Source organism: Enterobacter sp. RHBSTW-00901 (assembly GCF_014103115.1).
Classification (GTDB): domain Bacteria; phylum Pseudomonadota; class Gammaproteobacteria; order Enterobacterales; family Enterobacteriaceae; genus Enterobacter; species Enterobacter cloacae_P.
The window spans coordinates 112,723-124,736 of sequence record NZ_JABXPB010000002.1 but is presented as its reverse complement, the minus strand read 5'-3'; the positions used below and the strand labels follow the sequence as shown (position 1 = coordinate 124,736).

Sequence of the window (12,014 nt, the reverse complement as noted above, 5' to 3'; positions counted from 1 at the left end):
ACCGGAACAGTGAGTCCCCAAAAGGATACTTGAGATGATTAAATTCCCGACTACAAAGCGCGTTGATTTGTATAAAACTGCTGTCAGCTCTGAGCAATTACATCTAGATCTGGTTGCGGCTCAGGAGTTCATGTTCGATGCCTGGGAAAATGATGACCTGGAAGTTGTGCTGAAACTCATCAGAAAAGCTATCAAGAAATCCCCGCTCTGTGCTGACGCATACTCATTCTACTGCGAGATATCTCAAGAACCTCCTGAGTCAAAAATCGGGAAGCTGGAGACTGCTTTGTACGCAGCCAGCATTGCACTTGGCGAGGATTTTCAGGAGTTCGCAGGACGTTTCTGGGGATTTGTCGAAACACGTCCATATATGAGAGCAAAAGCAGCTTTGGCTGAGGCCTTATGGGAGTCTGGTAATTTTTATCCGGCTATGGCTCATAGCCGCGAAATGCTGAAGCTCAACCCGAACGATAACCAGGGGATTCGTCATTTATTAGCGAACTATTACCTTGAGCTTGAAATGGTGGATGATCTGGCCTTGCTACTGGACGATTATCCTGGGGATATGCGTTCGTTTTTTCAGTATACACGCGCCCTACTCGCCTACCGACAGTCATCCCCGGATGCCGATGATATCGCTAAAGCTGCGATTGATTCTAATAGACACATCCCCGGCTTGTTATCGAAGTGCAGATTACAGATCAAGTCTAACAGTGGATATATCACGTTAGGTGGAATGGATGAAGCCATTTATTATGTGAATCATAATATAAAGCCTTGGATTCGCACCTCTGGCGCAATTGATTGGATTGTAAATAATTCATTAAGTAAAATATAAGGATTTAGTTTTAATGTTTAATCTAATTATGGGCGGAGAACCTGACTATTTTGAACATTGGCCCATGTATGAACGGGTTAGTGGGAGTTGTGATTTTCCTATATCACGTATGTTAGAAGGCACCTCTGATGACATCCGGTTGAAGTTAACGCCTTTGAATGATAAAGCATTATCTTATATTGAGAAATTACCTACGCTTTTTATGTCAGAACTTTATTCCCGAGACAATGTTGAATACATTACTTTGCGACTTGGTGTAATTTCAAATCTACGAACAGTTAACAAAAATGTTGAGTTTGATTTCAGAATCACTCACTCACAAGATGATGTCGTAGTGATAAACAAAGAGTTATATCAAACAGCTTTAGAATTAGGTGCATATGGGCTGAAACGGACTCACTGGGGAATAAAAGCACGTGATTTAAATCAAACATTAGCACTTCTAAATATAACGACAAGAAGTACACCACTTCCTCCTACTGAAGCACTTCCTGATGAAGTTGATAACTACCCAATAATAGATAATGTTCAAAGTTTCATGGCGCGTGTTTTAGAACAAGATCATGAAGAAGATGCAGAAATATTTTATCGTGGACATTCTGATGTATCTTACGAGTTGGCTCCATCAGTTTTCAGGAAAAACAAAAAAGGTAACTTCAAGCATTTGCACAGTGAATCAAATTTAGTCCGTGAAGCCCTAACAGCAAGGCCAACTGAGTTTGTTGATGATAAAACAATGCTAGACAAGTTAGTAAGGATGCAACACTACGGACTACCAACTCGTTTGTTGGATATAACATCAAATCCACTAATCGCTCTGTATTTCGCTTGTTGCGACATTAGTAATAATGAAAATACAAATGAGGTTGATGGACATGTTATTATTTTCAAAACAAAAAGGGATCGTATAAAATTCTTTGACTCTGATACAGTAAGTTGCATATCAAATATATCAATGCTAAGTCAAACACTGAAAGATCAGCTGGATTGTAAAATGGACAAGGAGGCTTTCAATAAAACTGAAGCTTGTCAAAAACTTATACATTACATTAAAGATGAAAAACCTTATTTTAAAGATGTAATTATACCATCAGATTTGGAAAGGTTAATTTTCGTTAAAGGAAGAAATAATAATGAAAGGATGTCATCACAGTCAGGTGCATTCTTATTATTTGGGAATAATGCTGTTTATCCCGATTTAGTTTCAAACCCTGATGATGCTATGCAAGAGTTTAAAGTAGAAAAAATAGTGATCAGAAACAAAGCTAGAATACTTAAGGAACTCGCAAGGTTAAACATTACAGATGCGACAGTTTATCAAGGCATGGAAAGGACAATGAAACTAATTGCGGCCAAATTTTCCGCAGGAGATTGATCTTCATGTGGTTTTTTGACACACTAGCCTGTCGCTACTGGCATTGGTCCCTTGTATGCTAAGCATATGAACTCTGGTGTGTGTTGGACAGGAGCAATTAACCAGTCGTATAGTAAAATTTGAATGTAAAAATATAAAACAAGGAGTTGAGAATGAACCCCATTACTTTGAGTGAAATGAGTGATGAAGATGAAGAGGTAAAAATCATTTCTTCATATGAACCTCAAGATGATGAGATTGCGATCGTTTTTGATAGTTCAAAAATTACTGGAGGTAATGCACTGGATTTTTTCCAGTTCACCAAGCAATCACATTCTAATGTTAAAGTGTACGGAGATTCTAATGGTGTTTCGTACCTGCAATTAAACAGTATAACGTTAGCGTTAGGCACTTTCTTTGCCACATCAGTAATGATACCTTTTTTAGTAAATCTTGTTTCAAATTATATTCAGAAAAAAATTGATAACTTTGGAACTAGAGATATAGACGTTAAAGTCTCTATAATTAAAAAAAATAAATCAGGAAAACATGTGAAATACACTGTTTCTGGAAAAGTAGACGATGTTTTAAAAGTAATTAACAAAATCAAATAAAAATCTATATAGATATTATGAATATTCACGAAAAGTTAAAGCGTTGGATGTGTATTACTCAAGAAGATAGTGCTATTCTTGATTATCTTAATGCTGAGTTAAAAAAAGCTCAATCCTTGAGCTTGAATAATGAATCAAACAGATTGTTTTTATACAAAACAATTTTACTAGCCCATTTAAAATATATTCAAGTCATTAATTTACTTACAAGAGGTGATTTTTATGAAGCATGGGTAGAACTTGAAAGGATAGAAATAGATTTAATACATATTAAAGAAAATAATGAGTTTCTGCCTGAGGTTAATTTCTATGGTGTTAACTTCTTAGCGAGAATGGTATGTAATTGGCAGGCGTTATTCCCATATAAAATCTTCGGTAGTTCTCGTGAAATAATAAAAGAAGTGAAATGTTCAGTATGTAATACAACCCGTAGTTTTATTAATGATTGTGGTCATGTTAAAAATAAACTTTATGATGGAGTTCTTTGCTTTGATGAAGTGATCGATTTTGAATTAATTACTTATGACATAGTTAGTAATCCCGTTAACAAATGTAGTGTTTTTTTCTCCAATGATGGTGATCATTATAACTATTCAACTTTAATTAGTGTTGTCAAATACATACAATCCCCACATCAAATTTTCAATATTACGACCTGGAGATTTAAGGCGAAAGAACATGATGGAGTATTATCGCCAGAAAATATTTGTCCATGTGGAGATTCTTTAAAAAAATATGCAGATTGTTGTTTGCCACGTAATGGTATTTATAAAAAACATATAGATATTTGGTTTCCCTTCCCGTTGAATGTAGAACCTATTTAGAACCAGATATTCAATAACTAAAGATCCCGTTGACACAGATATTTCCATATTAAGATGTTTTCGTTATATTTTTATTCCAGTCTTTCATATTTAACTTTTGCTTTATTAATTGGTTGAGTGGGATAACGCAGCAGTCACATTAATATGATTACATAGGCTGAAAGTGCCCTTTCTATCTTGCACAAAGAGGTGACATTTTAAACTTGCTTTGACAAACGTAGATAAAGGCTGAATCTGATGTTTTATGGTCATCCTTGTGCTGGCTGTGTTGCCCGTACTCTCTGTTGCGCATAACGATTGAAATGTCTTGCGGCCTTCACTGAGATTACCGGGCGTCCTGATAATTTTCTTAGGACCTGATTCGAATGAAACGATTGATACCAATCCTTACCTTTGCCGCCAGTATGACCATTCCGGTTACTGCAATGGCAGACAATATTGTTTGTCATGATGGCTGGAGCATTGAGCGACACGTTACCGGTAGTGCCAGTAGTGGATTCATGAGCTACATGAAAGACGCTGGCGTCATAAAGTTACTGCATCACGGCAAGCTCATCTCACAAAAACGTATTCAGGATATTCAGCAATCGGTGTATCAGACCAGTGGCGCTCCACTTGTTAACTACGAGTTTGATGTTGATGAAAACAGTTTCTATATCCTTGCTCTGGATATGAGCACTCAGGGTGCATCAGGTGGTGAACCGGATATCAAGCTTTGGGGTACTGATGCAATGGGAATTGATTGTATTTTACAGGGAGGTGCTGAATGAAAAATTCAACCACCCTTCCCTTATTGATATCAATCGCCGGTTTGTTATTTGCAAATCAGTCACTGGCGATTACGCAATCACAGATGCAGATGAGAGTGACTGCTACATGTGATTCTTACGCAAATTTTTCCAGAATTGCCAACCCGGATGTTATTTATGGCGCATGTATAACCGGAGCCAGGGACGCAATACAGCATCGCAATTCCGTCTGTGAGAAGAAAATAAAGAAATTTAATAAACAGACGGAAAACTTACGAGGAATGGAACGAGCCGAGCATATTGAAGTTACTCAGGCATATCGCGCCGGATGCAACACTGGAAAACAAAACTAAAAAGGAATACAAAAAAATGAACAGTTCATTTTTGACAAAACATCTTTCAAAATTAACGCTCGCTATCAATCTTACAATAACCATACTGATTTGGCTCTATTTTATTGGAACTGACAACCCGTCATGGTATTCGATACTTCAGGGGTATGCTTTCATCAGCTTTGATACGGCAAAAATCATTATCACCGTTGTCTGTGCTGCATGGATAATCAAAAGCATTACATCCTATGAGCTAAAAACAGTTCTGTTTACTCAGGCGGACATTCAGAAGGAAATACTCAAAGAGCTTCAGTTATTAAGAAATGGAAAGCAAATGAATAATGCCGATGCCATGAAAGATGATTTCAGGATAGACTTTGATAAAGTAGATTGCTGATATTTCTCTGATGCTGACATGTAAGGGTCTTCATTTTGGTGGAGATTCTTATTTTTTTATTCTGATTCTTTGTTAACTCAAGCCGTATGGCTCTCCTGCGGAGGGCTTAATATTGGGATAATATTGAGAGGTTCAGAGTAAGTACAGAAAACCGATTAAGAATAAATATATCATAATAAGGGTTTAACCCCGGTTGGCGATTTGGCGATGGTAGCATGGATATTTGAATCTGTAAATTGATTATATTTATTTTTATTTTACCACCCTATCGGGTGATTCCGGCACAGCACATCAGCATAACCAGAAGCATATAACGCGCTACAGGCCATCAGGGGAATGCAGTCGGTGCAAAGCCATACTTCAGCCCTGAAACAGCCCACAATCACGCCAGTGCAACCTCCGGTCACAATCTGCACTAATTTCATTTAACTGTATAAATGAACAGTGGTGCATATGCCGGAATCCTGCCATCAGACAGACTCTGCACACCCTGCCCTGACCCGTATTTACAGTGCCTGTAGCGCATTCTGAGCGCACCAGTGCATGATAAGGCAGGGTGCTGAGCCTGCTTTGTGACAACCTCAGATTACTGCTGACAGAACGACACGATACCTGTCACATTGCATTGTCTGTATTATTTTAAATTTTATTTTTTTGAATGGATTCTTAAATTTAATTCCTGACCTCCACCCGGAGTGCTGGCCTGACAGAAGTTAAAGGGGAAAAACAGGACCCGACCCGATTCTTTTTCTCCCTCCAATTCTTTACTCAGGAAATATTAAATGACGCTTTTTCGAAACAAGAGATACCACCAGAACTACAACCATAACACGTTATTTCCCGGTGCTGTATTTACCACGAAGCATAATGGTGAATGCTCTGTTCTTGGTCGCTCCGAAGATAAATCAAGACGCGGATATTATGTTGTGCAATTTAAAGACAGCGGCATAATCAAAGAGGCCTACGGTACGCATATTAAATCAGGTGCAGTCTCAGGTGACGCGTTCCCGTCCTCAGAAGATGAACGAATAACACTGTTGATGAAGCCCCGTTATTATGATGTGGGATATATTGGAAATGGAAAGCATTCCACAATTGAAAACACCCGAAGCCATCAGAGAACAAGAGCGTTCATTCTCTGGCATAATATGTTGGCAAGGTGCTACATGACAGTTAAAGGGAAACAATATTTTAAAGGATATAAGGGAGTGACGGTTTGCGAAAGATGGCATAACTTCCAGCATTTCTGCGATGACCTTCCAAAACTTAATGGCTATGCCCGCTGGAAAAATAACCCCGGAGAATATGAGTTGGATAAAGATTTTTCACATCGTCGTTTCTATTCCCCGGACACAGTTTCTTTCATCAGTACAATGGAGAATGCAAAGGAAGCAGCATTACGACGCTCAGCAATGAAGATACTGAGCCAGCATTATCACGAAGTGAATAAAATACGAAATGAAATAGTTATGGATACGGAGGATGAACTTAAGAAAAACAATATTGTTTATGAAATTGCATATAACGGGAATACTAAAATCATTATCTCAGAAACACCCTATGGTACGGTGGCATTCTATCCCCTGACCAGAAAGATTCAGCGAAACAGTTACATGACGGAGGGTGATACACAGATTTATGTATCCTACCTGAACTGGCTCAGGCTTCAGTGGGAAATCAGGAATCCCTTCATTAACTGCATTGCTGTAAAATGATGATAATGCTATAAATAGCTGCACTATATACTTAACAAATAAACATCAGGGCAATCTGTAAAATCTGAGTTTCAGTGATGTTGCTGCATCAGAGACGATATTAACTGTCTGAAAGTTCATCGCTGAAGGCTAAATGTCTGCACTTCATGCAGCCATTTAACATGTTCAATACATTAAGCGCACCAAGGTAAGGTGTTGATTGTTAAGGGTTTATCAGGGGGTTCTCTTGACTTGTTGGTATCCTCGGACTCAGGCTGTTACGTATCCTGTGACTAACTGAGCCCCGTCCGTGGTGACCAGTTAACAGATTCTCCAAGGAACCTTGTTAACGCTGCTTTAGCATACTGAGGCTTTGAGTAGTATCTGGGAAACCAGCCATCATAAGTTTGTGTGCCATTGCGCCGGTATTCTGGCCTGACTGACAGCTTACATCCATTACCATCAGTAGAAATACAAAAAGTGTACCCATCAACAGAATCAGAAGTAAGCAGAATGGATGTCATTGGGGATACCTCATTATTGAACTAACCAGAAACTACAATGGTGATCCGACATGGTTTCCTCGATTTTACCGACTGAGCTGTCATATAGCGATACCTTTTATTCTTAGGTTCTCTTGCAGTATTGGCTATCGATTGTCACAATTTAGTCTGGTGGCACTGGTTCATTTTTCGGGTGGTTTGTTACTTTTTCCGTTGGTGTTCCAGGGCTACCGACCTCTGCATGTACGTATACATCCCTCTTTCTCGTTTACCCCGCCAGATTTCAATCCGATAGAATCGTTCCTGTTTTACTCACTCGTAATTCACTTTTCATAGTCATTTTGTGGACATTAAACGTGCGCTACAGGTGCGCATTCCTTGCTTCAGGATGGCTTACTATCTAAAATGGCAGAGATTTTTGATACTTTTGAACATTTTAATGAGGTATATACCATGATGAACATCGCTTGTGATGACGGCTCAACGAACGTAAAACTTGCCTGGATTGAGAATGGTGAAATCAAAACTCATGTTTCGCAGAACGCCTTCCGCGAAGGCTGGGCTACTCCACTCGCATTTGGTGGTAAAACTATCTACAACTATCTCATTGATGGGCGGAAATTTACTCACGACATTGGTTCAACATCTGCAATTACAACAACGCATACCTCTTTCCAGTTCGACGCTGTAAGTCGCGTAGCAATTCATCATGCCCTTTTGACTTCCGGTCTTGAGCCACAGGATGTTGAACTTACAGTGACACTGCCGGTGGCCATGTTCTTCACGAGCGATGCGCAGTTGAACGAAGCTAATATTGAAAAGAAAAAGGCCAACGTTATGGGCCCAATAACCCTGAATAATGGCGAAACTTTTCATGTTGTAAAAGTTAACGTAATGCCTGAATCAGTACCTGCGGCTGAATATCTGATTGATCCTAAAACAACCACGCAGCTTACACGAACCCTGGTTGTCGATCTGGGGGGAACAACCCTAGACCTGGCCATCATTCAGGGGGCAATGGAGGGCATATCTGATATCTTTGGCAACAGCGATGTTGGCGTTTCACGAGTGACAAAAGCTGTTATGGCTGCGCTCCAGGATGCCCAGTCTCCAAGTAGTTATGCCATTGCGGATATCATCATTAAAAACCGTCATGATAGAGCGTTGATTGCTTCTGCGGTCAATGATCACTCTAAAATTGATGCCATCATTGACGTTATCGATTCTGAGTCGAAAAATCTGGCCGAAGCTGTTGCAGCTGATATACGTCGTCAGAACAGCGTCCACAAAATCATACTGGCCGGGGGCGGTGCTGAGCTCATCCATTCTCATATTGTCGAACTATTCCCTAAGCTGGATGTCATCAAAGCGCCTGACGCGCAGCTCGCGCTCGTCAAAGCAATGGCAAGCGTCTAAACGAGGTTATGTGATGGAAGAAGATAAACGTTTACTCGTCTGGCTCCGCCCCGGCAATAATCCAGAAGACGGTAAAGCTCTTGATATTATGGAGCGCTTACCCCGCCGATCCCGGGGGGAATTTTACCGTAAGGCACTGGTAATTGCGTCTGCCTTGCATGAGCTCGACCCTCGGTTAATAAATTTGCTGGCCGCACAAACCACGACATCGTTTAATGCCGAAACGCTGAGCAACATTCTGTCGCAAACGCTGGGCATTGCCGTTGAACGGAATTCTTCACCAGTGGAAACCCAGGCCACAGGTATCCGAGCAACAACCATCATTGATTCGGATAAGCCTGCTGAGCAGAAAGAACCAATTCCTAAACCCTCCCTGATGATGCAAACCCTCAAACGTTGAATCCGAACCGGCTACTAGTAGCCGGTTTACTCACCTTGCTCGGTTAACAAGCTGAGATAGATCCGCAACCCCTTATCCAGTGACTCTCTAATGGCATCTGCTGCTGCCCCTGCATCCCTGTTTGAAAGAGCGAGTTCAAGCGACGAGAAAAATATTGGCCATTTATCCTCCGAGTCAGATTCGAACGTGTAACTCAGAGTTGGCCACAGGTTAATCCACAGTTGGGTTACAATTTTGAAAAACTCAGGCAGACCGGCGTATATGTAAAGCTTCAGCCGCAGAGTGAGGTTTAGCTGGTGCGCCAGATAAACATCCCTACGTTCATATGCGGAACGCAGCTTTTGGCACAAAGACAGGCATTCTTCAAAGCCATTGGCATCCATTTTCAGTACGGCCTTTTCTGCCAGTTCTGGCTCAATCAATCGCCTCATTCTCATGTACTCGTTGAACTGCTCACTGGTGATGATGGGAACAAAAAAGGCATGTGATGGAGTCAAAGCAAGAGCACTACTGGCAGACAGACGTATCAGGCTTTCACGGACGGGCGTGACGCTCATTTTCATAGCATCGGCGATGTTTTTTGTTACCAACTTATCACCGGGCTTGAGGTAGCCGAGGATAAGGGCGCATTTAAGGCGATCTTCAACTCGTCTCGTTAAGCTAGGTCTGCCTGACGGAGAGTAACTAATTAGTTCCGGTAAATTCCCGGGGTTTTTGAGGAAGCTTTTGTAATCATCAATCATATATCACTCATACTGAACTTTTTGACCACATAGAAAACAGAATATTTTTAATCACACTACATAGTAAGTAGATCCCTCTACCTACATATTTCAAATAGTTCCAGTATGCACATCCATAAACTGGCATCCGCCAGAACAGAGAAGGTAAACGGTTATCATTCGTTTTACTCTACCAGCATGTCTTACATTTTCAATAACGGATCTATTACTACCCATATTTTATGCTTAACAGAATCCATTATAGATGCATGGTTAATTCTTTCTAATGTGTTTGTTTGCTATTTGTGCAAGGTCGAAATATATTCAGCTTGTGCGTCAATGACATTAATCTTTGTGGATGTATAGGTCAGGTTGTCCGGTGTGTGTATACGAAATGTCTGAAATCAACCTTCCCTCAAAATCGTGCCAATCCCATTCCTTTTGAATTTTTTCTCCCATTAAAACACGATCCATCCTTTGAAGTTGCCAATCCATATAAATCAGTAAAAGAGCCATTTCTTCTTTTTCATTATTAGTCATGCCCTGCCCTAATTTATAAGCTTCTTTTGTGAGCTGATAGATCTGAACAGAGTTTTCAACAATGTATTTAAATATTTTTTCTACGCAGCCGGAAATGGCAATTGAATTTTGGCAATTAATGTCATTAACGAGTTCGCGTGTATCTATTTCCCAGTTCCTATATAAATCAATCTCTGCGGTATAATGTTGATTTGTGTTTAAAGGAATACCACCAAAGATTCGACAATAGAGTTCTACTGCATCGGCCTGTTCCAGGCAATTAGCCATGTAGGGAAAATCAGGCAACGTGGAATGAATCAATTGGAGATAAGCTAACCTCTGAACAACCTTTTCATATGGCTGGTTAGTTTCTACGCCATAGAACATGTCTTTATTGATGTCATAACGATGAGTGATCCTGATCTTCGCCATTGCTAGCCTCTTAATTCAGATAATTGATATCAGCATCGTCCGCACGTGCGGCATTACCAGCTACTAGCTGAGCGCATTTTGCAACGCGGACTGAGTGGTCAAGGTTGACCTTGTCGAATTCAGCCTTCAGTTGCTCATCTGGCTTAGCTTCGTTAACAGTTACCAGAATCCGACTAGCATACTCGCTACCCTTGGCTTGATTGCCTACCATCTTACCCAGTACACGGCCAGCTTTTGATTTCGCTTCAGTCAAACGTTCCTCGCCATTTTCGAGGTAGTCTTTACATGCGATAACAGCAGCAATCTCGGAAGCATGAACTTTCATCACGTCATTCAGTTCGTCACGAGATGGAGAGCTTTCCGCTGATATTGCGAAACTTGATGCATTAATTGCAAATAAACAAACAACCGCATTTAATATTATTTTTCTCATCACAGGTTTCCTTTTTATTGGTTACGAGGCAATGCTGCTTCAGACAGCTGGTAATTCAATATTGATAAGTAGGCCAGAGGTATAGTTGCTGCCGGGATTAACCATTCATACCTGAGCGAAAAGTATGACCACGAAAGTAAAACAACACCAGAGATAGCTGAAAATGCGAACAACGGCCCAATATTCATAAAAGTACTTTTACAAATGACTGGTATACTTTTCAGCAGAGAACCTTTACACCGCGTAACTGTTGGTATGAATAAAACGAGCATTGGCGTAGCGATAAATACGCTCAAAGTGGCAAGGGCGTACATATTGAAATACACTATTAGGTTGGAGTAAGCCAGACTAATGCTTGTTAATGTTGGTTGTTTATATTCAACATGGTTGGTTTCACCCGCAACCGCTGAAGCAATCATAAATTTGACCAACCACAATATTACGATCATTAGTACGGTCAGGAATAATGCATAAACTAACACAACGATAAAGTTGCGTAGTTCTTCCCAGATATTCAATCTTAGCTCTGAGCTTTGATATCGGCATAAGATAGCCGTAAGGTAGAGGGTGAGTACAACTGGCTGTAAGATAAAAAATGCAAGCCCCTCCATTGTCACATTTTTCATGATGAGTGTCAGGAGTCCACCACCAGCAATTATCGGCAAGAATATTGCCAAAATACCATGAAGAGATGCCATTGTTTTCATGGAGGACAACATTATTTGTTTGGTATCTTCGAAAGATAATTTATTGATGAGAAATGCTGACATTGTGTTTCCTCTTCATG

General features: G+C 40.3%; 14 protein-coding genes. 10 read left to right on the top strand and 4 right to left on the bottom strand.

Annotated elements, in window-relative coordinates:
• The first annotated feature begins 34 nt into the window (after nucleotides 1–34).
• From HV318_RS23040 to HV318_RS22995, 10 genes are all read left to right on the top strand, one after another.
• Nucleotides 35–838 (top strand): hypothetical protein, encoded by an 804-nt coding sequence (locus HV318_RS23040; protein ID WP_000589340.1) that lies wholly within the window; start codon nucleotides 35–37, stop codon nucleotides 836–838.
• 13 nt (nucleotides 839–851) lie between these two features.
• Complete coding sequence (locus HV318_RS23035; RefSeq protein WP_000482601.1) at nucleotides 852–2,213, top strand: FRG domain-containing protein; 1,362 nt, start codon at nucleotides 852–854, stop codon at nucleotides 2,211–2,213.
• A 152-nt stretch (nucleotides 2,214–2,365) separates the two neighbouring features.
• On the top strand, nucleotides 2,366–2,806 hold the full coding sequence (locus tag HV318_RS23030; RefSeq protein ID WP_016239970.1) for a hypothetical protein: 441 nt from the start codon (nucleotides 2,366–2,368) through the stop codon (nucleotides 2,804–2,806).
• 17 nt (nucleotides 2,807–2,823) lie between these two features.
• Complete coding sequence (locus tag HV318_RS23025; RefSeq protein ID WP_182274663.1) at nucleotides 2,824–3,630, top strand: SecC motif-containing protein; 807 nt, start codon at nucleotides 2,824–2,826, stop codon at nucleotides 3,628–3,630.
• A 365-nt stretch (nucleotides 3,631–3,995) separates the two neighbouring features.
• Nucleotides 3,996–4,400, top strand: coding sequence for a hypothetical protein (locus HV318_RS23020; protein ID WP_045269655.1), 405 nt, complete (start codon nucleotides 3,996–3,998; stop codon nucleotides 4,398–4,400).
• Nucleotides 4,397–4,732 (top strand): hypothetical protein, encoded by a 336-nt coding sequence (locus HV318_RS23015; RefSeq protein ID WP_045269657.1) that lies wholly within the window; start codon nucleotides 4,397–4,399, stop codon nucleotides 4,730–4,732. The genes HV318_RS23020 and HV318_RS23015 overlap by 4 nt, the downstream gene beginning before the upstream one ends.
• A gap of 16 nt (nucleotides 4,733–4,748) precedes the next feature.
• A complete protein-coding gene (locus HV318_RS23010; RefSeq protein ID WP_045269654.1) occupies nucleotides 4,749–5,108 on the top strand; it encodes a hypothetical protein in 360 nt (119 codons plus the stop codon).
• Nucleotides 5,109–5,890: 782 nt separating this feature from the next.
• A complete protein-coding gene (locus HV318_RS23005) occupies nucleotides 5,891–6,823 on the top strand; it encodes a hypothetical protein (protein WP_045269653.1) in 933 nt (310 codons plus the stop codon).
• Nucleotides 6,824–7,758: 935 nt separating this feature from the next.
• A complete protein-coding gene (gene parM / locus HV318_RS23000; RefSeq protein ID WP_007372199.1) occupies nucleotides 7,759–8,721 on the top strand; it encodes a plasmid segregation protein ParM domain-containing protein in 963 nt (320 codons plus the stop codon).
• A gap of 13 nt (nucleotides 8,722–8,734) precedes the next feature.
• A complete protein-coding gene (locus HV318_RS22995; protein ID WP_009652914.1) occupies nucleotides 8,735–9,121 on the top strand; it encodes a plasmid partitioning/stability family protein in 387 nt (128 codons plus the stop codon).
• Nucleotides 9,122–9,147: 26 nt separating this feature from the next.
• On the opposite strand, the gene HV318_RS22990 is transcribed toward HV318_RS22995, so the two are convergent.
• From HV318_RS22990 to HV318_RS22975, 4 genes are all read right to left on the bottom strand, one after another.
• Complete coding sequence (locus HV318_RS22990) at nucleotides 9,148–9,864, bottom strand: GntR family transcriptional regulator (protein WP_080940394.1); 717 nt, start codon at nucleotides 9,862–9,864, stop codon at nucleotides 9,148–9,150.
• A 324-nt stretch (nucleotides 9,865–10,188) separates the two neighbouring features.
• Complete coding sequence (locus tag HV318_RS22985; RefSeq protein ID WP_043016718.1) at nucleotides 10,189–10,794, bottom strand: hypothetical protein; 606 nt, start codon at nucleotides 10,792–10,794, stop codon at nucleotides 10,189–10,191.
• Nucleotides 10,795–10,804: 10 nt separating this feature from the next.
• On the bottom strand, nucleotides 10,805–11,227 hold the full coding sequence (locus tag HV318_RS22980) for a hypothetical protein (RefSeq protein WP_043016719.1): 423 nt from the start codon (nucleotides 11,225–11,227) through the stop codon (nucleotides 10,805–10,807).
• A 14-nt stretch (nucleotides 11,228–11,241) separates the two neighbouring features.
• Nucleotides 11,242–11,997: a hypothetical protein gene (locus HV318_RS22975; protein WP_009654999.1), complete on the bottom strand. Its 756-nt coding sequence runs from the start codon at nucleotides 11,995–11,997 to the stop codon at nucleotides 11,242–11,244.
• Between the last annotated feature and the right edge of the window lie 17 nt (nucleotides 11,998–12,014).